The 21411-nt window shown below is 43.8% G+C and carries 18 protein-coding genes and 2 pseudogenes; 13 read left to right on the plus strand and 7 right to left on the minus strand.

Annotated elements, in window-relative coordinates; all coding sequences use genetic code 11:
• Positions 1–88 precede the first annotated feature (88 nt).
• Positions 89–466, minus strand: coding sequence for a SirB2 family protein (locus AC0L66_RS13545; protein WP_428750646.1), 378 nt, complete (start codon positions 464–466; stop codon positions 89–91).
• Positions 467–908: 442 nt separating this feature from the next.
• Here AC0L66_RS13545 and AC0L66_RS13550 point away from each other — a divergent pair, with 442 nt between their 5' ends.
• The 12 genes from AC0L66_RS13550 to AC0L66_RS13605 all read left to right on the plus strand — a co-directional run bounded on the left by AC0L66_RS13550 (position 909) and on the right by AC0L66_RS13605 (position 13878).
• Entirely contained in the window at positions 909–1553 is a 645-nt protein-coding gene (locus tag AC0L66_RS13550) for an aldehyde dehydrogenase family protein (RefSeq protein WP_473567660.1), read from the plus strand.
• Positions 1534–2280, plus strand: coding sequence for an aldehyde dehydrogenase family protein (locus AC0L66_RS13555; RefSeq protein ID WP_473567661.1), 747 nt, complete (start codon positions 1534–1536; stop codon positions 2278–2280). Before AC0L66_RS13550 ends, AC0L66_RS13555 begins: the two co-directional genes overlap by 20 nt.
• 150 nt (positions 2281–2430) lie before the next feature.
• Complete coding sequence (gene mltC, locus AC0L66_RS13560) at positions 2431–3549, plus strand: membrane-bound lytic murein transglycosylase MltC (RefSeq protein WP_473567663.1); 1119 nt, start codon at positions 2431–2433, stop codon at positions 3547–3549.
• Between the two features lie 214 nt (positions 3550–3763).
• Positions 3764–4996 carry an NAD(P)/FAD-dependent oxidoreductase gene (locus AC0L66_RS13565; protein WP_473567664.1) on the plus strand — a complete coding sequence of 411 codons (1233 nt, stop codon included), beginning with the start codon at positions 3764–3766 and terminating at the stop codon, positions 4994–4996.
• Between the two features lie 72 nt (positions 4997–5068).
• Positions 5069–6349, plus strand: a complete 1281-nt coding sequence (locus AC0L66_RS13570) for a dicarboxylate/amino acid:cation symporter (protein ID WP_428750642.1) — start codon at positions 5069–5071, stop codon at positions 6347–6349.
• A gap of 395 nt (positions 6350–6744) precedes the next feature.
• The gene (locus tag AC0L66_RS13575; protein WP_265675771.1) at positions 6745–7143 is read left to right on the plus strand and encodes a YgiW/YdeI family stress tolerance OB fold protein; all 399 of its coding nucleotides are present in this window, start codon (positions 6745–6747) and stop codon (positions 7141–7143) included.
• Positions 7144–7447: 304 nt separating this feature from the next.
• Positions 7448–8851: a methyl-accepting chemotaxis protein gene (locus tag AC0L66_RS13580; protein ID WP_473567665.1), complete on the plus strand. Its 1404-nt coding sequence runs from the start codon at positions 7448–7450 to the stop codon at positions 8849–8851.
• Positions 8852–8973: 122 nt separating this feature from the next.
• Positions 8974–9708, plus strand: a complete 735-nt coding sequence (locus tag AC0L66_RS13585) for a TrmH family RNA methyltransferase (protein ID WP_473567667.1) — start codon at positions 8974–8976, stop codon at positions 9706–9708.
• Between the two features lie 265 nt (positions 9709–9973).
• The gene (locus tag AC0L66_RS13590) at positions 9974–10813 is read left to right on the plus strand and encodes a LysR family transcriptional regulator (RefSeq protein WP_473567668.1); all 840 of its coding nucleotides are present in this window, start codon (positions 9974–9976) and stop codon (positions 10811–10813) included.
• Positions 10814–11096: 283 nt separating this feature from the next.
• The gene (gene gntH / locus AC0L66_RS13595) at positions 11097–12722 is read left to right on the plus strand and encodes a guanitoxin biosynthesis MBL fold metallo-hydrolase GntH (protein ID WP_473567670.1); all 1626 of its coding nucleotides are present in this window, start codon (positions 11097–11099) and stop codon (positions 12720–12722) included.
• Positions 12723–12829: 107 nt separating this feature from the next.
• Positions 12830–13342, plus strand: a complete 513-nt coding sequence (locus AC0L66_RS13600) for a hypothetical protein (protein WP_473567671.1) — start codon at positions 12830–12832, stop codon at positions 13340–13342.
• A 62-nt stretch (positions 13343–13404) separates the two neighbouring features.
• Positions 13405–13878, plus strand: a complete 474-nt coding sequence (locus AC0L66_RS13605; protein ID WP_473567672.1) for a hypothetical protein — start codon at positions 13405–13407, stop codon at positions 13876–13878.
• Between the two features lie 165 nt (positions 13879–14043).
• Here AC0L66_RS13605 and fdxA read toward each other — a convergent pair whose 3' ends face one another.
• The gene (gene fdxA / locus AC0L66_RS13610; protein WP_265675774.1) at positions 14044–14367 is read right to left on the minus strand and encodes a ferredoxin FdxA; all 324 of its coding nucleotides are present in this window, start codon (positions 14365–14367) and stop codon (positions 14044–14046) included.
• 268 nt (positions 14368–14635) lie between these two features.
• On the opposite strand from fdxA, the pseudogene AC0L66_RS13615 reads away from it, so the two are divergent.
• Positions 14636–16254 (plus strand): annotated as a pseudogene (locus AC0L66_RS13615) (NAD(P)/FAD-dependent oxidoreductase).
• 92 nt (positions 16255–16346) lie between these two features.
• Here the strand turns inward: AC0L66_RS13615 and AC0L66_RS13620 are convergent.
• The 5 genes and pseudogenes from AC0L66_RS13620 to AC0L66_RS13640 all read right to left on the minus strand — a co-directional run bounded on the left by AC0L66_RS13620 (position 16347) and on the right by AC0L66_RS13640 (position 21300).
• Positions 16347–17090, minus strand: coding sequence for an ETEC_3214 domain-containing protein (locus AC0L66_RS13620; protein ID WP_473567674.1), 744 nt, complete (start codon positions 17088–17090; stop codon positions 16347–16349).
• 16 nt (positions 17091–17106) lie between these two features.
• Positions 17107–18626, minus strand: a pseudogene (locus tag AC0L66_RS13625) (transglycosylase SLT domain-containing protein).
• A gap of 44 nt (positions 18627–18670) precedes the next feature.
• Positions 18671–19267: an LPP20 family lipoprotein gene (locus tag AC0L66_RS13630; RefSeq protein WP_473569265.1), complete on the minus strand. Its 597-nt coding sequence runs from the start codon at positions 19265–19267 to the stop codon at positions 18671–18673.
• A 3-nt stretch (positions 19268–19270) separates the two neighbouring features.
• Positions 19271–20275, minus strand: a complete 1005-nt coding sequence (locus AC0L66_RS13635) for a hypothetical protein (protein WP_473567675.1) — start codon at positions 20273–20275, stop codon at positions 19271–19273.
• Positions 20276–20325: 50 nt separating this feature from the next.
• Positions 20326–21300, minus strand: a complete 975-nt coding sequence (locus AC0L66_RS13640; protein ID WP_473567676.1) for a hypothetical protein — start codon at positions 21298–21300, stop codon at positions 20326–20328.
• Positions 21301–21411 lie beyond the last annotated feature (111 nt).

The raw sequence follows: 21411 nt of genomic DNA on the forward strand, positions 1-21411 counted from the left end.
TATTACACGCTAGGGCATCCCAACTAAAATAGGAGAGTAAACGCAGTGATTCGTTCACTCTCCTATTTACCTCAAATTAAGCCCATTATTAGCCAAGTACAACCGGAGCATGGAGCTTACCGATAACAAATATCAACGTAAAAATGATGCAAGTTAGTGACGTTAAGATAGCGCGAGATTGTCGACTTTGGTGAGGTCTGAAGACCAACATTGCACTGCCCACGTAAGCGATAAAAAGTATGAATTTTTCGGTCAACCAAGGATCAACAAATGGGTATTGTTTAATCGTCAGACACAATAACAAGGCACTGATAAGCATCATAAACGTTAATAGCTGATGCATCGCAAGTGCAAACTTGTTTTCAATGAGGGCCGACGCATTAAAGCCCCACATCGCCCTTAATAAAAAACTAATGAAGCTAAGTAAAACAAGTGCAACATGTGCTTTTAAGATCAGAGAGTACATAACTATCCTTAACACTATTTTTACATTCAAACGTGCGTTTAAGGTATGCAATAGGGGTGAAGAGTTCTTTGATGTAAATCAAATGTTTCTCTTTTGTTTCTCTTCCGGATATTGGTTGCTGTTTTTTTGTTTCACCCACGCACTCAGACAATCGCTATTCGCACTCCGTTCTCTTTTTCTATAACGATACATCGAGCAAATGGCATCACGTTGATACGTTATTTTGCGCAATATTATCCATTCGAATATCAGATATTAAAGTCGCTCACTCTCCCACATCACTCGTATAGGCGAACAGGAAAAGACGATTACTGGAGGCTTTGTCACATTTCTACCAATATAAACTATTCAAAAATCGGGCAAGAAAATAGCGTAGGCACATTGCCGAGAAGAGCAAGTATCCCCTTACCATAAGCATTAGTTTTGCCCCCGGAGAAACGAAATGACAATTAGAACATTGAATCCCTACACCAACCAAATCGAAAAGTCTTTCCCAATTATCGATAACACACAGGTCGAGCAAACACTTGGTCATGCGCATCATGCTCACCTGCAGTGGCAAGGCACATCGTATGCCGAACGAGCGGCGCTACTCATGAAAGTCGCTGATATTCTGGAAGCGAAAAGTGACGAATATGCCAAGCTAATGACGACAGAAATGGGCAAGCTTCATCGTGAAGGCGTTGCGCTTGAGCTTCCTCTCTGCGCACAAATCTGTCGCTACTACGCGACGAATGCGGAACGATTTCTTGCGCCTGAGCCTATCGAAGGTGTGAGCGCTGGCTCCGCGTTTATCGAAAGCCGACCTTTAGGGGTGATCTATGGTGTAATGCCTTGGAACTTCCCTTTTTATCAGGTGATTCGTTTTATCGCCCCTAACATAATGGCGGGCAACAGTGTGGTGTTTAAACACGCCTCCAACGTTCCTCAGTGTGCGCAAGCAATCACACAACTCTTCGAACAAGCTGGGTTTCCTAACCACTTAGTCAATCATCTTTTCATCGCGTCTAGCCAATCAGAGCTAATCATTGCAGACAAACGGGTACAAGGTGTTTCCCTTACAGGCAGTGAAAAAGCCTGGTGCTAATGTCGCAGCTCTAGCGGGTAAACACCTGAAAAAAGTGGTGATGGAACTGGGCGGCAATGACCCATTTATTGTCCTAGCTGATGCCGATATAGATAAAGCGGTAGAACTGGCTGCCATTGCCAAAATGTTCAATTCAGGGCAAGTGTGTATTAGCGCCAAACGCTTTATCGTAGACGATAGTGTCTATGATATTTTCATCGACAAATTCGCTTCCGCACTGGCAAGCTTAAAAGCGGGCGATCCTATGTCTGATGAAACAGGGTATGCGCCATTGGTGAATGTTTCTGAACGTGACCAGCTGCTTTTACAAATACAAACCGCCGTGTCGCAAGGTGCCCAACTCATCGTAGGCGGAGAAGCAGAAGCTTTAGAAGGTGCATGGCTAAAACCAACCATTTTGGCTGGTATCACACCAGAAATGGATGTCTTTGACCAAGAGCTCTTTGGTCCGATTGCCGTGGTGTACCGAGTCAACTCAGAGCAAGAAGCCATTGAACTGGCAAATAATAGCTCTTACGGGCTCAGCTCTGCCGTAATATCACAAGACGCTGGACGAGCGCATCACGTCGCTAATCAATTACATTGCGGCGCATCATTCATTAATACCTTCTCTATGTCAGAGGCTTGTTTGCCATTTGGCGGGATTAAAAATTCTGGCTTCGGTCGAGAGCTAGGGCGTCTTGGCATAGACGAATTCGTCAATAAAAAGCTTGTTCGAACATTATAAGAGATTCATCATCGCCCCTTTCGATTACGGTATATAACGGTGAAGGGGCGATTTTTCTTAAATACTCACTCATTGCGAAAAATAATTCCCTCAACAAGGAAACAATTAGATACTTGCTCATGTATCGTTTATCTCATTGAGTACCAACCCTTGAAGAAAGCACTTTGCCTATCTTTACTGCTGCTAATTACTGGTTGCACGCCTTCTGGTTCATCACAAACTAATCAATCCCAGCCCACGACCAATCCGGTTATGTCTCCCACAGAGAAGCAGGTTATTACTCAGTTGCTCAGCTATGTCGTCAAACAAGGAAAAGCAAAATGGGGTGAAGATGACTTTGTGCAAGCGGGAAAGCACCGCTACGTAAAGTATCTAGATGGTTACCAAACTCGGGCTCATATTGATTTCGATAAAGGCAAGATATACGTCTCGACCATCGCTCAGAGTGACTCGCACAGCAAACTCAAGAAAGCCATCGTACAAACCTTACTTATGCCTGCAGACCCAAAAGATGCCGAGCTATTTAGCGACAAAGCCGCCGCTTTAAAAGGTAAACCGTTTTTACTTAATCAAGTTCTCGATCAAGATGGCAAAGCGATTGAGTGGCAATGGAGAGCAAACCGCTACGCTGATCATTTAATGACGCATCAGCTTAAACGCAAAAGCATAAAACGTGGCACTGCCTATTATGTTGAAATTACCATGGTTAAGAATCATCTAGAGCAGAGGGAATACCAATACGCCTCACTCATTCAAGCTGCGGCAAAACGTTATGGGTTAACTGAAGATCTGATTTACTCCATCATCAAAACAGAGAGTAGTTTTAACCCTTATGCGGTCAGCCATGCTGGCGCGTATGGGTTGATGCAAGTCATCCCTAAAACCGCTGGTGCTGATGTATTTAATTTGGTGAAAAAGAAACCAGGTATTCCAACCAAAGCGTACCTCTTTGATCCTGCCAACAACATCGATACTGGCGCGGCGTATTTTTACATATTGAAAAACCGTTACCTGCGTGAGGTCAAGCACCCAACGTCTCTGCACTTTAGTATGATTTCGGCCTACAACAGCGGTACCGGAGGTGTGCTCGCAACTTTTCATCGCGATAGAAAACAAGCGATGAACAAACTAAATAACCTCGCGCCAAAACAAGTTTATACCGCTTTGACTACGCAACATCCAAAAGATGAAGCGCGGCGATACCTGCAAAAAGTGCTGTATTTTCAAAAGAATTCAACGAAACCACCCTATAAAACGGTCTCCTCATGACCCAAAACAGGAAAAGATTCGTGTAATGATCTTTTCCTTTCTCTTTCAACCATTATTACAACTGTGTAATAGTCATTTTTAAATTAGCGGGATTATCAATATAAACCGTTCCAATACAATAGCGCCATTCCGTTTGTACTGAAGACTTAACCTTTAGCGCAAACCCTATTTTTAGCAACGTCTATCACGATTGCTTGGGCTATTGGAGCACATCATGTCAAAAATCGTAGTCGTCGGCGGCGGTGCAGCTAGCCTTGAATTAGTGACCCGCCTTGGAAGAAGTTTTGGCCGTCGTGGGCAGCATGACATCGTTCTGATCGAACCTGCAAGCCATCACTATTGGAAACCTCGTCTGCACGAAATTGCGGCTGGCACTTTTGATTCCGAGCTCGATGCGGTTAGCTATTTACAACATGGCTATTGTAATCAATATCAAACTATCCAAGCATCAATGAGCCGTCTTGATCGCCAACGAAAAGAAATTGAAGTTCGTGACGCTCAAGGGCAAACCTCAATGGTCAATTACGACTATTTAGTGATTGCGGTCGGTGCCGTCAGTAATGACTTTAAAACCGAAGGCGTGAGTGAGCACTGCTTATTTCTCGACTCTGCGCAGCAAGCACAACAAGCATGGGAGCAAATTAATCCTCTGCTGCGTGCTCAGGGTGAACACCACATCTCTATTGTGGGTGCTGGCGCAACAGGCGTAGAGCTTGCTGCAGAGCTTGCTAAGGTCAATGAAAAGCTTAATCGCTACCGCCACGACGCCAACTTAAAGGTAACGCTTATTGAAGCCTCTGAGCGAATTCTCCCAGCAGGCCCTGCTTGCATGTCTGAGAAAGTTCATAACGCTCTGGTAAAAAACGGTGTAGAAATCAAAACCAACACCCGAGTAAAACGAGCGGAGAGTGGCAAGTTGATCACAGCGAACGGAGAAGTCATTAATGCAAACTTGCAGTTATGGGCAGCAGGTATTAAGTGCGCACCGTGGCTTGCTCAGCTTGATGGACTAGAAACCAATCGCCTCAATCAGTTAAAAGTGAATGCGACCTTAACGACAACAGTAGACGACAGCATTTTTGTCATTGGCGACAGTGCTGAATGTCCACAACCCGACGGCAGCGTTGTACCGCCAAGAGCACAAGCAGCAAATCAAGCCGCTGGGCACTTAGCGACACAGATAAAACGCAGGCTAAAAGGAAAAGAGATGAAACCGTTTGTATTTAATGACGGTGGAATGGTGATTGCGGTTGGGCACAACTATGCCGTGGGTAGCTTGATGAATAACAAACTCATTTTGCGCGGTCGCTTAGTTCGCAACCTATACGACACCATCTTCCGACTTCATCAACGTATTCTCTTTGGTTGGGGTCGAGTCACCGCTCTGGTTGTGCTAAAGCGATTGAAAGGCACACTCAACCCTTTTTACAAAAATAATATTTCATAATTTATTACTCATGAACTAACGAAGAGAAGACACCCACTTCTCCTCTTTCCTTGCTATGTTGGAACAACCATTATGTGGATGACGCTTCGCCAATCTTTACCTCTGCAGCTACTACTCTCTGCTGCGGCCGCTTGGGCTCTCGCAAGCTTACTGCCCTTGCCTAATGAAATTGCTCAGCAAAGTTGGTATCAACTGATTATGCTCGGTAAAACCACCTACCTTGGATTATTAAAAATGGTCGTTGGTATCGTTGTTATGCTGTCCTTATTGCAAGGTATTACCAGCATTGGCTCAACCATGCGCCTAAAGAAAATTGGCCGTTCCACGCTACTGTTCTATAGCTTCACATCGTTCATTGCCGTTAGCTTAGGTCTTGGTGCATCACTCATGCTGCCTGCTTGGCAGCCATTAGCAACCCCCGTTCCACTTAATGACAGTGTGCAACTGATCAATTCAGAAGCCACGACTGGCGGCGCCATTGCAGCAAAGCTAGTAAGCATGGCATTAGTAAACCCTGTCGCGGCGCTTGCTCAAGGGAACTTGCTGGCTATTGTCGTTTTTTCGTTTATGTTGGGCGTGGCGCTGCTGGCCTCTTTACCTGAAAAGCACTCACTATTTGAAACGCTTTCTGGATTGAACAAAGGCATTACTACCATTGTAAGTGCGATTATTCGTTTAGCGCCCGTCGCCGTATTTTCAATCGTGTTTGAATTCACGGTTAATGGCAATAATGCTCTATTTCATCAGCTGGCTTTGTTTGCTTTACTCGTTTTTACCTTAACTGTCGTTCATGGCGCGATCGTACTGCCAAGCATTGCCAAATTCATCACTGGTATTCGCTACCGTCGTTTGTTCCGTGCGATATCCGCGCCTATGGCCATGGCGTTTGCCACGTCATCAAGCTCAGCAACGCTGCCTCTATCCATGCAAACGGCAGAACAGGAGCTGGGTGTTTCTCAAAGTACTAGCAGCATGGTATTGCCTCTCGGTGCGGTAATGAATATGGATGGAACCGCTCTATTTGAAGGGGTGGCGGCTATTTTCTTAGCGCAACTGTTTGGCGTTGATTTAACCACGACTGGCCTAGTGATGATTTTCATTATGGCGATGGTTTCCTCCATTGGTGCACCTGGTATGCCATCAGGGTCCATGTCTGGTATGCAGATGGTATTGCTTGCGGCAGGCATCCCGCTGGAGGCCATTGCGATACTGCTGATCATTGAGCGCCCACTCGACACCTTCAGAACCGCAGTAAACGTTGAAGGCGATTTAATTGCGTCACTTGTCATAGACAAATGGCAGCAAGAGCAACCAGCCTCCATCAAAGTAGCAGGTAAACAGTGCCTAAATTAGTCAACTTATTCCGCTCTATTTCTTATGAATGTCATTTGAAAAATTGATTGTAGGTATCAGCCTACGCTCGTACTTTGACGCTGAGCGATATGAATATCAAGATCCCAATGAGCCCGTGGTACCTAGCGTAAGAATAATATAAGCATGGATTGGAGGTTAGCGAGTACGCAAGAAAACTGACATTCTTGCATACAATTTTCAATCTAATTTTTTTAGCAGCTTATTTTGCAAATATCGCCATTGAGCATGGAAGGTGAAATTTGCAAAATGATCACCTATATTTCATAGCATCAGCACATGGAATTTCTAGCACGCTGATCTATAGTGAAAATTAATGATTAATTTAATCACTGCTTAAAGTCGTGACTGACTCACTGTGATTTCTGGGGAAAACAATGAAAAAAACATCTCTCGTTCTAATTTCATCACTGCTTCTTTCCGCTTCTGTTTTAGCCTCTGAAGGGGCGATCAATAAAGAAGCCATGCAAACTACCACGGGTGGATTTCAAGGCCCAACGGATAACGACACATTAAGTACGGTCGAAGAGGTCATGAATGCGGGCTGGTTAACCGATGGCAATAAAGTCACGCTCGTCGGCCATATTGTTAAATCAATGGGAAATGACGTCTACACCTTCCAAGACAGTACCGGTCAGATGCCAATCGAAATTGAAGCAGACGAATGGGGCGGTCAAACCGTTACACCAAAAGACAAAGTAAAAATCTTTGGTGAAATCGAGAAAAATGACAGCGATGTGGCGGTTGAGGCCGATTCAGTGCAAATTCTGAAATAGCTTCCCATCCCCCTAATAAGTTCTACATGCCATGCTTAGCTCACTATCGCCAAAGCATGGCTTCATTTTCATGCGCACTGTACACCAGCGCTTAGTGGCGCCCTTCTCTACTCTCTACTCTCTACTCTCTACCAGAGTAACAAGCGTAACCGCCGACAAAACAAACAGACTTTGTGAACATCATTAATCCCATCGCGCACAACGTGACCTAGATCACATAAAGACTCTAACCCCAATACGCTTTACATGGATAATGTGCCCCAAGCACCTCCTGCTATTCATACAAGACCTAAAGAGTAACGTCATGAAAGAAATCGCATTCCGCTGGATTGATAAGTATTTGATCAACGTAACGATCAGAGAGAACTTTCTCATTCTTTTTTTCGCGCCAGTTCTTACCATCCTTATCGTTAGTTCAACGCTTATCAGCGCATCAGAAAGTCAGCAACAACAGCTACAACGACAAAACATGAACACGGTAGCGAGCCTCATCGCACAATCTTCGCTCTCAGAAAATGACGTCCGTCGTGTACTTTCAGGCAGTCACATACAAATTGGTCACGATAGTCGCGAGAGCATTCCAGTACCCGGCGCTTCATATAGCCTGACAAGCACTGAGCAACCCAGCTTACTTTCATCACTCACCATCACGCATATCAGCGTAATTTTAGTATCGTGCCTCTTTATCGCACTGAGCCTTTACTACATCATGACTTTTATGGGTGGCGCGCTCTACAATATTTACGATGCCGTTCTTCGCCTTGCTGATGGCGATCTATCCTACCGAATCGGTCATGCGCCCGCGCGTAATGATTTCAACTTAATCGCAAGAACCGTGGATCGCGTCTCTACCCGTGAACAGCAGTTAGTCAAAGCGACGCAAGAAGCCATTGCTCTCGTTCAACAGATTAGCTCCGACCTACGCCAGCGTAGCCAAGCGAACCAACAACTCACTCACGATCAACAAGAACGAATTGACTCCCTAGCCAGCGCAACGGAACAAATGGCAGGCTCTATTCGTGAAGTGGCTAGCCATGCACAAGGCACCTCCAGCCAAACGAACCAAGCAACCAAGGCAACGGCTCAAGGGCTGGAAAACGTCAGCCAAACATTACAGGCAATTAACCAATTAGGCTCAGAAATTAACAGCGCAGCTGAAGCCGTGGCCGAGTTAGACAGTAACACCACACAAATTGACGACGTGGTCACCACCATCAATGCGATTTCTGAGCAAACCAATTTACTGGCACTAAATGCGGCGATTGAAGCGGCACGCGCAGGTGAGCAAGGCCGAGGTTTTGCGGTAGTGGCCGATGAAGTCCGTACCCTAGCAGGCAGAACGCAAACCGCGACCGTCGAAATTAAGAAGATGATTGAGGCGCTGCAAACCAACAGCCAAGGTTTAATGACCGTCATGCACCAAACGGTGAACAACGCTGAGTCCAGCGAGCAACTCATGAGCTCGGTGAACAATGATATCAACCACATCGCAGAGCAAAACCAATACATCTCCGATCGAAGCATTGAAATTGCCGCTGCCGCCGAAGAGCAAGGAGTAGTGGCTGACAATATTGCCTCAGATGTCGAGCAAGTTCGCGCCCAGTCACAACGAGTCGCTGATATGGTGACGCACTCAAACAATGAGATACAACGCTTAAATCAGCAAGCCGACGCGCTTGAAGCGCTCATGACCGGGCTTAAGGTATAGCGGATACGTACTGGTATGACGATGCCAGTACACCATCTTCTCTATTTCACTGAATGGCTTCAGACTCGCATCTATCACTCACTTGAGGTTATAATGCCCGCGCTTTCATCTAGGACATAACTATGATTTCTAAAAACCAATTAAAACTACTTCGTGCATTAGGCCAAAAGAAACAGCGCAAAGCGCATGGTTTGTTTTTAGTCGAGGGTGAAAAAAACGTCCTTGAGCTGGTTGGTGCGCAGCTGACGGTCAAGCAAGTCTTTGCCACCAGCGACTTTCTTAGCGCTAATGAGCAAGCGCTTAGCCGTTTTGATTGTATTGAAGCGTCTTTGGATGAATTGACGAAAGCAAGCAGCTTAGTGACTAACAATGCCGCTGTCGCAATTGTCGAAATACCGAGCCACGATATTCCTGAAGCAAAAGGATTGATGATTGCCTTAGATGGTGTCTCTGATCCCGGTAACCTTGGCACCATTATTCGCGTTGCCGATTGGTATGGCATCAAGCACATTGTTGCCAGCACTGATTGCGCTGACCCCTATAACCCGAAAACCATCCGCGCGACGATGGGCAGTTTTGGCCGTGTTCAGGTTAGCCAAACCGACTTGCCGAGTTACTTAGAACAAGCAAGTATCCCAGTTTATGGGGCGTTTCTGGAAGGTGAAAGTGTCCACAGTACCCAATTTTCTGCGCAAGGCATCTTACTGATGGGCAGTGAATCTCATGGAGTACGTGCGGAAGCTGAAAAACACGTCACTAACAAAATTACCATTCCAGCCTTTGGCGGAGCAGAATCACTCAATGTGGCGATGGCAACGGGGATTATTTTGGATAACCTGCGCCGTCAGCATAACTAATCGTGCTAAAGTGCTCGATTAAGCGCTCATGCTTGAGCGCTTAATAAAAATAAACATATGCAATTCTGCAATATAAGGTGCTGGTACTTTAGCGCGGCATCTCATTGCGAATCCTTCGTATAACTCCTCACTATACGCCATCGCAACATCAAATCGACGTTATCGATCTTACTGGTAAAACTCAACTTGAATGGTATAGTCTGGAGAGCAACTTTTTTTATACGGCAAATGACTCTAACCTTCGCTATATAAAGAGAGCATCACTTTGGATCTGAATCTATTAACCACCTTTCTTGCTGTCTATAAACAACGCTCCATTACTGGCGCTGCAGAGCAATTATCGCTTACTCAACCCGCGATAAGTGCTGCAATTAGACGCTTAGAAACGACAATAGGTAAAGCACTGTTTGTTCGAGAAGGTCGCGGCATTGTCCCGACAAGCACCGCTATTTCACTTGCTAATCGTATCGAAGATCCATTAACCATTATCAATAATGTCGCTCAACAAACCTACGATCTCAAAGTCTACTGCTCTGAAAGCCTCATCCATTTCATTACTGATGTTGACGGTATAAAAATTAGCGAGGCTCCTCTTGAAGATAATGAGTTATTTGATGCATTGATTGCACAAAAGATAGACATTGTTATTGACGTTGTTTCAAGTAAAAAACACGCTCTGATTGAAGAGATGCTCTTTGAAGAAGAAGCCGTCTGCTTAACTCGCCTCGGACACCCTCGCATCCACGATACAATGACAAGTGAACAATTCTACAAAGAACAACATATCGCCCTCAAACTAAAGCGAGGTGATATGAATACTGTTGAATTTTTATCACAAGGCATACATAAAGAGCGAAACATAAAGATAGAAACCAGCTCTATTTCAAGCATGTTATTACTCGCAAGTAACAGTGACTATATTGCCTCGTCAACTCGGTCATTTGCAGAAAAAATGGCCCCAAGGTTAGGATTAGTAGTTCATCCATACCCGCTAGAATTGCGTTCATTCAAATTTCGAATGCTATATCATAAACGCTACGAAAGAGACGTTCATCACAAAGCAATTCGAGAAGTTTTGCTCAACGCCCTTACTTACCGCAAGTAGCGTCATATCGCCTCTATAAGGACACCATTTACCGATAAAGTACTGGTCTTCCCCACAAGGTTACTTATACCTCACCAATACATATTTCGGACACACCTTAAGCGACCTCACTTATACCCCCCTAAAGCACACGTGCTAAATACCACCTCTCAACTCATAAATAATATTGATATATTAACTATATTTACCTCTATATATTGAAATTTTAGTTATGAATAGAATATCCACATCGGAGTGAGGAAGGAACTTCATTCATACATACACTCAACCGATAGGTGGAACTATGAGAACCTTTGCTAAATTATCTGCGGTATCAACGGCATTAATCATAACAACCACAGCCTTTGCTGCTGACCCAATGATGGAATACAACACTAAAAAAACCCAATCTAACATCGACAACCTGCAAACATTCGAATATCACGAAGGCGATACGCTTAATGAATACCTAGAGTCTCAACCAAAAGGCAAACTGTATTCCTCAGAGGAGGAAGTGCTTTCCGTACTCATGGGTGGTGTAAACAATGGTGAGTATCGAAGTAAAACTGACACTGGCTGGAAAGAAGGTTTAATGTTTGAAGGGATTGCTCCATACGGTGATCACATGGTTTCAGGTGCTAACTGGTTCCCGCGTACTGAAGAAGTGCAACCGGATGAAATGCGCGTCACGTTCATGGGTACATCACCAATGATTCGACCAGGACAAGCCAACACCTCCATCTATGTTGAACTTGGTAATGGTTCTAACTTTGTCTTCGATTTAGGTGAAGCATCTATTGCTAACTATGTCGCCGCGGGTGTAGCGCTGAATGAACTTGACCACATATTCATTACTCACTTACACGTAGACCATTACGGGTCATTACCTTATCTGTATCAATTTGGTGGTTGGAATGGTCGCTGGGAAAAGCCGTTAAATATCTACGGACCAAGTGGAGCCTCACCAGAGTACGGTACTCGCCATATGGTTGAAGGCATGCAGCAAATGCTCAACTGGCATACCGACGCCTTTGATGTCTTCCCCGCAGGTAACGACCTCATAGTGCATGAATTTGATTTTCGTGACGATGGTGGCGTCATTTATGACCAAGATAACGTAGAAGTTATTCACTGGCGCCGCAGTCACGCCAAAGATGGAGCGTCGGGGTATCGCTTGAACTGGACACAAGAAGATGGACGAGTTCTGTCCTTTGTATGGACGGGAGACGGCCGCCCTACAGAGCTCGATTTAAAATATGCAAAAGGGGCCGATTTGTTTATCACCGAACTGCAAACCGAAGTCTTTGGCGTATCCTCCATTATACAAGGTGTTCCACCTTTTTTAGCGCGATACACCGTCGATACACATCATACTCCAGCGTATGCCGCGGGCTATGTTGCCAACGAAGTACAACCTCGTTTATTTATGACAACGCACATGACATTTGACCCATATTTAAATGAAGAAACCGTAGCAGAAGTCCGCCATCACTGGAAGGGGCCTTACCACTTTGGGGCACCTGATGGAATCGTCGTTAATATGACGAAAGATAATGCATGGGTTCGTGAAGGTATCTTGCCAGACTTCCCAAATGCGCGTGCGCCACAATTTGATCTTGCCGATGGTTCTGAGTTCCGTATACCAATGCCGAAACAAAGTCGCGCCGATATTCAAGAACAAGAAATTCGTGATTTAGAGCTTGACCCGAAATTGTACTACCCAGAAGGTTATATGCCAGAGCTGTTAACGGAATGGCCCGTTGATCGCGATATCGTTATGCCAGCAGAGCAAGTACCAGAATCGATGAAGCAAGGAATGAATACCAAACAAGAGTACATGGATAGAGTACGTGAACACCATAACTTAGAACGTAAATCAGTGACCCGTCCAACAGAACCCTCAAAAGGGTCAGCGACAGATAAACAATAGGACCACAGGAGCGAAGGGCAGATCGTTCTTCGCTCCTGAAAAGTAAAGCCCCAACAACGCATGCTTTGCATCACTGTACGTAACTGACTTATTTTTGGAGTACTACTATGAAAAAATCAATCTTATCTATCATTATATTGGCGTTTATCTCTGGTTCTGTTTTCGCCAATGGTATTTCTAATGCTCATGACTATCATCCCGGAGCAACGAATAACAAAGAACGCCTTGCCGACATAGACCCAAGCTACCAATTGACGCTACCGTCAGAAAAAGAAGGCTACACCATGTATGACAATGCCTTTATGTCAGATGACGGCACATACTCGACGTATAACAAGCCAAATCCAGCAGATAAAACGCATATTGCCGATAAAGGATCACTCAAAATCACCCATGGCCAAGGTGGGATGATTATGACGGAATACACCACAAAGGGTGGTGAGAACGCTTTCTCTGTGATGTGCGGCTATACCTCTGGCCCCTCTTTTTGGGCTGACAGCAAACCAGCAAATGTTTGCAAGGATGCACAAGCATTAGCCCGTGCACTAGAGGCAAAAGGTGAGTGGGAAATGAAACCGATGGTTTACACCGTAGCACCACCAAAAATCCGGACAAACTAACATTAAGCGCGCTCTGATATACATTTCCTTAGTATTACCACTACAAATTCAAGGTTTCTATTATGAATAGGTTTTTAAAGCCACTTATTATTCTATGCACTCTACTGGCACCTATGGTCGCATCAGCAGAAGGACACAATCACAGTCATAACCATTTCAGCCCTGAACTCGAACGACTGGGCGATGATATCGTCGGTTTAACCGTTTGTTATAGAAATGGCTATTTATCCGATGAAGCGCAAGAACCCGTATTTAACAACCTGATAAACCAGGCTAGCGCAACGGGCGAAGAGCTAGGTATGTTTTACATGGATAAGTTAGGTCCAAAAGCCGAAGCGATTATGAGCGATGACGAGGCTCGGAAACTCTGGGATAACGAGTTCTGCTCTGATTTAACAGCCACATATTTAGACACCGATAAACTGGCCAACAAAAAGACAGACCATCATGACCATCATTCACACAGCCATAGCGAACTTTCCGCCGAAATATTGCAGCAAGATATTGAACGAGGACGGCTTCTAAGCATTCAATAAACGCCTTTTAATACTAAAGTTCCACCTAAATGCGGATGAAGTGTCACGCTCATCCGCATTTTCCCTTTAAGAGTGCCGTTTCAGCAAATGACTAATTCACCAAATTAAAAAACGCAGTGGCTGATTAAGCGACTGCGTTTTTTATGTCTAGAGAGCCAAAAGCATCTATTTCTCTAGCATACCTAACTTGTTTGGTACGCCATTCCACTTATCCGCTTCGTCCATTGCAGGCTTCACTTCGGTAATGTTTGGCCACACTTCTGCTAGCTCTTCATTCAATGCAATAAACACTTGCTGATCTTCAGATAGCTCATCTTCTTGAAAAATCGCCTGAGCATCACATTCTGGAACACAAAGACCACAGTCAATGCAGTCTATTGGGCTGATCACCATAAAGTTCGGGCCTTCATAAAATGCATCGGCCGGGCACACCGCCACACAGTCGGTAAATTTACATTGAATACAATTATCTGTTACGACAAATGCCATGGTCATCAGCTCTTGGTTAGTCAGTCAATCAATAGGCAATACGTACAAAAACCGTTCGCGCCTAATATGGAGGGGCGATGATACGGATTCACGGGTAAAATTCAACATCATGCCAAGCATAAATTTTTCACGCTCGGTATTCCCGCACTGCCCGGTCATTTGAATTAAGTATGACAGACAAACCAACTTCACGTAAAATGCGCGCCATTGTGAGCGTAGAAGCGAATTAGGTTCTACGCTAAGACACCTACTAACACGAGACATCACCATGATACGTTTAACCGAAATTAAACTTCCTCTTGATCACGAGGAAGACGCAATTCTTGCCGCCATCGCGAAAAAGCTAAACATTCCAAGCGAGCAAGTCCTGTCATTCAATATGTTTAAGCGTGGCTATGATGCTCGTAAAAAAAGTAAGATTTTACTGATCTATACGCTCGATGTTGTCGTCGATAATGAAGCGCAACTGCTTGAACAATTTGCCAATGATCCGCACGTGAAAGTGACCCCGGACATGGAATACAAGTTTGTTGCTCAAGCGCCTAGGCAAACTTAACTGAGCGCCCTGTAGTGATTGGTTTTGGTCCTTGTGGCTTGTTTGCTGGCCTTGTACTTGCGCAAATGGGCTTTAACCCAATTATTGTTGAGCGCGGCAAAGAAGTACGCGAGCGCACCAAAGACACCTTTGGTTTTTGGCGTAAACGTACACTGAACCCTGAATCCAACGTGCAATTTGGTGAAGGTGGCGCAGGGACATTCTCCGATGGCAAATTGTATAGCCAAGTGAAAGATCCTAAGCACTATGGCCGCAAGGTGATCGAAGAATTTGTTGCCTCTGGCGCACCAGAAGAAATCCGTTACGTCAGCAAGCCGCACATCGGGACCTTTAAACTGGTCACTATGATTGAAAAAATGCGCGCCAAAATCATTGAACTGGGCGGTGAAATTCGCTTTAGTACTCGCGTTGACGACATTCACATGGAAGACGGTCAAATCACGGGTTTAACCCTTTCTGACGGTGAGCAACTTCACACTCGTCACGTTGTGCTAGCGGTGGGTCACAGTGCTCGTGACACCTTCGAGATGCTGCATGAGCGTGGTGTTTACATGGAAGCGAAACCGTTCTCGGTAGGTTTCCGTATTGAACACAAGCAATCTGTTATTGACGAAGCTCGCTTTGGCAAAAATGCTGGCAACCCAATTTTAGGGGCTGCTGACTACAAATTGGTTCACCACTGTAAAAACGGTCGTACTGTCTATAGTTTCTGTATGTGCCCAGGTGGAACCGTGGTTGCCGCGACATCTGAAGAAGGTCGCGTGGTAACAAACGGTATGAGCCAATACTCTCGTGCCGAGCGTAACGCAAACAGCGCGATCGTAGTGGGTATTTCACCAGAAGAGGACTTCCCTGGTAATCCATTGGCAGGTATTCAATTCCAGCGTGAACTTGAAACAGGCGCGTTCAAGCTAGGCGGAGAGAACTACGATGCTCCAGCACAAAAAATTGGCGACTTCTTGAAAGGTCGCGATCCAAGTGCTCTTGGTGATGTGACTCCATCGTTCACTCCTGGTATTAAGCTGACCGATATCTCTAAAGCACTGCCTGCTTTTGCTATTGAAGCTATTCGTGAAGCCATCCCAGCCTTTGACAAAAAGATCAAAGGTTTTGCTGGTGCAGATGGGCTACTAACAGGTGTAGAGACGCGTACGTCATCTCCTGTTTGTATTAAACGTGGCAAAGACTATCAAAGCGTTAATCTAAAAGGCTTCTACCCAGCGGGTGAAGGCGCGGGTTACGCGGGCGGTATTCTATCCGCTGGCATCGATGGTATTAAGGCGGCTGAGGCTCTTGCGCTGTCGATGGTAGAGCAAGCGAATAACGTGTAAGTTCAAAGAGATAACTAGCTAGATATTAAATCTAGCTAGTTATCCCAACACACCTAATTATTGATGGCTGGCTAAGGGTATTGTTATTACCACTACAATTTGTGTATCAGTCTAAATTCATTACTAGTCAAAATCGCACTTTCTAATGCATCGATACCGATCGCACTATAGCCATAAAAATTCGGCTTCAAATTTTCTCTTACTTGTTCTAGCGCGGTTTCATCACCAAGTTCAAGCAGTTGTGAATCCATCAACGCTTGAAAAAGTTGCCTTTGTTTATCTTTTAATGGTTCTAAATACGCACTATAGCCAGAGATTGAGCTATACAACAGTTGAAAATCTCCGCCACTCCCATGCTCTAAATAGTAACTAAGTGCACGAGAATAATTTACTCGAATTTCTTCAACGGACTCAATCTGATCAAACGGCATTTCGAGTAACTGAGTTCCACCTGCGTGCTCCCCTGTATCAGGAAGAAAAGAACTAAATGGGAAGACTAAATAAGCCACCACTGACTCATTCCTAATAATAGCGGACAGAATAAATCGCCCATCCTCATAGTAGCGAATAACATCCGAGGTTTTAGTATCCTTTATATATATCGGCGCACCAAAAGATTCATCGAGTTTATCTGCCGAAGCTCGAATATACAGGCTATTGAGCTTGTTATGCGATGGGTAGTCAGTGAACTTTGACAGTGAAATTGTGTACATTTTTTCCACAGCATCGATAGTATCATTGACCCCACCTAACGCTATCGCGACAACCGATGCTAACCCGATCATTTTGGTCCAACGATCTCGCACATATTGAGATAACACATCCTTATTTTCCATTCGACAACCCACTCACTTAATTTGATTCTGCACTGTACAAACTCATTCGAGAAGACACTTTCTTAAGGTAGTTCTTTGTTTCATCGTATGGCAATGAGGCCATTAGGCGTTCATATACTTCGTCAGGAGTCATGCTATTGATCGTCTTAGCTGCTTTGGACAAGCTCATAGAATTATCTTCATTAAATGCCCTAGCAACATTACCAGCCCCGGTGTTATAAGCGGCAATAACACAGTATTCTCTACTTTTCGGGTCTTTTATCTTTGCGAGATAGCGGGTGTTTAGGATGTTTAAGTAAGCAACGCCTGTCTCTATATTCACTGGTGGCTGATATAAGGATTCGCTACTCATTGGTTTATCGATCTTTCGTACTTGCAAGTTCACGTCATGCCCTGCTGTTGATGGGACTATTTGCATGAGACCATAAGCAGGTATATGAGATTTCGCATCGGGACGAAATGCAGATTCACTATGCATAATTGCCATCACTAGCGACGGGTTTATGTCAAAGTTTTCGGACTCAACCAAAGCGATTGGCTGATACTTAACTGCTCTTTTTTTAAGGGAGCTTGATGGCAACTTTACCCGATAGGTAACAACCTTAGATGGAGTTTCAGTCTGCGAAGCTGACTTTGTTAAGACCGCCTCATTCTTTAAGCGTATTTCGCCCTCAAGTGCAGTATCAACCAGCGGAGCATCTGCTTTGGGAGTTTGCTGTACTAATATTTCTTCACTGTATGCGATAGAGGGTGCAGGTAACGCCACCAATTCTAGATCGTCTGCTGAATCGGCCATCGTCGTAGACTTACCTTCAATAGTTGGTGACTTGACCGCGTCCACTGTGGGGGGGATTTTCGCCTAATTGCTGTCTTTTTTGTTGATAAAAGGTAGCAAGGTTCGCGAGTTTCAATTTTGATGCGTCAATAAGCGCTAGCTTCTTTTTATGAGCCCTTTCAAAGATAAACGACTCTGGAATACCCGTCTCGCTCAGAAGTAATCTATCCGCCTGTTTATCAATCTCATTCATTTGACGATATGTTTGGTCAATAATAAACTGCTTTTCGATTGATTCATTTTCTTGGGAAAACTTCTTGTTGCTCTTCATTACAACAGCGTCTGTCGCATCAAAAGGGACATCATTAACTGAATCTGGTAATGATGCTAATAGTTCACTTTCTGTTTCATGCCCCGATACAAGAAGCGAAACTTCTATCGTTTCATCTTCATAATTAATTATCGTTTTCGTGTTATTACCTGTGTATTTAACATCCTTCGTATTATCACTAACCTCACCGACGCCCCACTTTTCAATGAGGTTCCTTTTCTTTTTGCAACTCTTCTTCATAACTATCTCTCCAGCCTTCATACTGGTCCAAGTAACGTTCTACATAAGTATGAAAATCAGATATTGATTGTTCTTTAGTTTCCTTCGTAGTATTGAACTGCGCATCAAATTCGCTGTAGAGTGGCGATGACACAGCGACTGAAGAAAAAGATAATACTAATAGACAGAGCGATATTTTATTTAGGTTCATACAATCCGCACATAAAAAAGGGCTAACAAGTAGCCCTATATGAATTAAAGTTTTAACGAATTAAGCGCTTGATTCAGTTCGTCCTTAGCTTGAACCCTATTAAATTGTTTCCATAGCTTAGAATCCGACGCGGCAGAATCGGCTACTTTTGATACATTCGCATCATACGTTGGCTGATCCATCCCGACTAAAACATATAGACCACCATTAGGGCTGACTTGACTGACGATAATGCGGCTATTAGTTAAGGTCCTCGTAACCACGTTTTTTGTTACGTTTTGAAAAGACTCAACCACCTCTTCTTTCTGTTGCTCATCAGTAACTGAAACAAGCGTGCTCTCAATCGCCTGTTTGAAAAGATTGTTCACCTCAATTTCAAACGAAGTCGCTAAAGTCACGCGGCCATTGTTAAGTGCAACTGTCTTCATTGCCCCAATTCCAGCCGCGCTTTTTTTAGCATAGCCAACAGCACCAATCGCTAGGTCTTGTGGCATAACGTCACAGACCCAACCGGGCGCTTCGATCGTTGGTGCGTCAGGGTAATGACAAACGCCATAATTCTGCGCTCCTTCAACAGTTTTAGTATTTTGACAACCCGCTAATACAGCGCTAGTAAGCGCCAGCAACATTACTTTCTTCATCATTTAGTAACCTAAGTGTTTTTTGCTATTACATTCAAGGTCTAATAAAGAGCATTCCATTTCATGAACTATTTTCGCCGAGTCTCCTTGCTGAACTTTAATCGCAAGCTCTTCGTCAATAGCGACCCATGAGTACTTTTGTTTGATGCCATGGTTAGGAATATCAACTACTTCGCCCTCACCAATGGAAAACGTTTCCACATCACCACCATGCGATTTCATGAGTTTTGAAAAAGCAACTTCAGCGCCTGGTTTAACTCGTTTGTTTTTCCCCATGCCAATTTTAACCATATTCCCAGCTTCACATTGTCGGAGCTCTAAAATAGGTGCACTAGGCGCTAACATCTGCTGCAAAGCAACATTATGTGCAACGGCTTCATTAGCAGCAGCGCTTGCCATACTTGTATATTGGGCGTTGTTTAGAGGACATTTTGAGCTACGTGTTTCTGTTGTAGCATAATCATCGCCAGCCAACTCAATACGCTCTACGAGCTCCATTCCTGGAAGCGTATAAATTTTCGCAATCGCTTTTACATCAACTTCATAGCTACACTTTGGCGGGACATAATGAGACTCACCATCATCATCTTTCCAAGTACGAGCTTCGCTATAAGATTTACTTAAATCCGTCGAAGTGACTTCAGTTAGTACCGCAAAATCTGCGATCGGTACACCTTTTGAATTGTAACGACCACTCTGCTCAGCAAGTTTTATTTCATCTCTGAGCTTATTTGCAATCTTCCTGTCGACAAGTTTAGCGCCAGCCCCTGATATTTGAGCTTCTAACTCATTGCGCAGAACTGTTTTTACCTTGCCACTGCTTGGATCTTTATATTCAAAATCCACAGGCAAGACAATGACTCTCTGATCTTCGGTAGATACTGCAGGGATTTCAGCTGTCTGTATTTCCACTCGTGTATCTGGAGTACAAACTGCGTCGGGACCTGTAGATATACAGCCTGTTAACGCCGTTAATAATGTTGTTGCCACTACTGTTTTTTTAAACATTTGAATAGACACTCCTGTCTTTATTGTTATTACTATTTTTATAATTTTTGTCAGTATTCAAGGCCGAGTGATTGCCAGATACCTTTTTTCATTACTTGATCATTAAAGTGGCGAGTTGCTCCTTTTACAGCCATGTCTTTACCTGTAATAGAGTTACCACTTGATATAATCTCGTTACTAGCCAGTACTTTATTCTTTTTATTGGTAAGGAAAATTTCACTGACGACAGTAACAATGTATGCATCTCCAACAACACTGTTGCTTGTATTTGAACGAATGGTGATAGTATGTGAACTGTTTTTTGACTTTGTCTGTCTGGCCTTGATACCAGTATTTGATATTTGATTTGCTAACAAAAACGCTCGCTTTGCGTCGCTCCTTGAGCTCACTATCCGAATGTCGAGATTATTTTTAATTGCCCTCTGCATCAATGAAAATTTATCCAATGTTTTTAGTTCTATTCTAGCCTCAGAGTTAAGTGTTCTTAGCATTGCATATTCAGCATGAATGCTATTTATTTTTTCATCTATAGCACTATTTTCCAACCACCAAACAAGCGCGTCACTAGTTTTTGCATTGTCAATAATATGGTTGATGCTTTTAAGCTTGGTATCTAGGCTCAATTCTAGCTGAGTAATAAGTGCGGTACGCTCAATTCTAACTTGCGCGTAAGACGCTGACTCACCATGGGATAAATTCGTAAATTCATAGCCACTAATCACTGTTTTTGCTGACTCAATGAATGTTTTTTGATCCACTAAACTACCAAAATACTCATTTCCATTTCTATTTGCTGTTGTATCTCGAGAATAGTAAGTAGAGCTTACCTGTGTCCATAGTTTATTGTTTAAATTCTTTAGTGATGTCGCTTTTGCAGTTTCAATAGTTCTACCAAAACCAACCGCATACAAATATTGATTGGAATCAATATTTGGTTCTAGATACCAGCTTGGAACTGTATTACTTTTACATGAAATTAGTAGAGGAAGAGCTAGAATAGCTAGCACCCATTGTTGAAAGCTCATAATGATAATTGGCCTAAATTAATAGTTACGTATAATTTATTTTCCCAGCAAATATAACTTTATTTAATGTTGTATTCTTTAATTGAAAATCTCGGCTATGACACGAGTCAC

This window comes from Vibrio sp. GJ43-1, from assembly GCF_055808835.1.

Bases quoted from the DNA above. Each gene is read 5' to 3' on its own strand.
- AC0L66_RS13545 (WP_428750646.1), bottom strand. From the start codon at position 466: ATGTACTCTCTGATCTTAAAAGCACATGTTGCACTTGTTTTACTTAGC.
- AC0L66_RS13550 (WP_473567660.1), top strand. From the start codon at position 909: ATGACAATTAGAACATTGAATCCCTACACCAACCAAATCGAAAAGTCT.
- AC0L66_RS13565 (WP_473567664.1), top strand. From the start codon at position 3,764: ATGTCAAAAATCGTAGTCGTCGGCGGCGGTGCAGCTAGCCTTGAATTA.
- AC0L66_RS13570 (WP_428750642.1), top strand. From the start codon at position 5,069: ATGTGGATGACGCTTCGCCAATCTTTACCTCTGCAGCTACTACTCTCT.
- AC0L66_RS13575 (WP_265675771.1), top strand. From the start codon at position 6,745: ATGAAAAAAACATCTCTCGTTCTAATTTCATCACTGCTTCTTTCCGCT.
- AC0L66_RS13580 (WP_473567665.1), top strand. From the start codon at position 7,448: ATGAAAGAAATCGCATTCCGCTGGATTGATAAGTATTTGATCAACGTA.
- AC0L66_RS13585 (WP_473567667.1), top strand. From the start codon at position 8,974: ATGATTTCTAAAAACCAATTAAAACTACTTCGTGCATTAGGCCAAAAG.
- gntH (WP_473567670.1), top strand. From the start codon at position 11,097: ATGAGAACCTTTGCTAAATTATCTGCGGTATCAACGGCATTAATCATA.
- AC0L66_RS13600 (WP_473567671.1), top strand. From the start codon at position 12,830: ATGAAAAAATCAATCTTATCTATCATTATATTGGCGTTTATCTCTGGT.
- AC0L66_RS13605 (WP_473567672.1), top strand. From the start codon at position 13,405: ATGAATAGGTTTTTAAAGCCACTTATTATTCTATGCACTCTACTGGCA.
- fdxA (WP_265675774.1), bottom strand. From the start codon at position 14,367: ATGGCATTTGTCGTAACAGATAATTGTATTCAATGTAAATTTACCGAC.
- AC0L66_RS13620 (WP_473567674.1), bottom strand. From the start codon at position 17,090: ATGGAAAATAAGGATGTGTTATCTCAATATGTGCGAGATCGTTGGACC.
- AC0L66_RS13630 (WP_473569265.1), bottom strand. From the start codon at position 19,267: ATGAAGAAAGTAATGTTGCTGGCGCTTACTAGCGCTGTATTAGCGGGT.
- AC0L66_RS13635 (WP_473567675.1), bottom strand. From the start codon at position 20,275: ATGTTTAAAAAAACAGTAGTGGCAACAACATTATTAACGGCGTTAACA.
- AC0L66_RS13640 (WP_473567676.1), bottom strand. From the start codon at position 21,300: ATGAGCTTTCAACAATGGGTGCTAGCTATTCTAGCTCTTCCTCTACTA.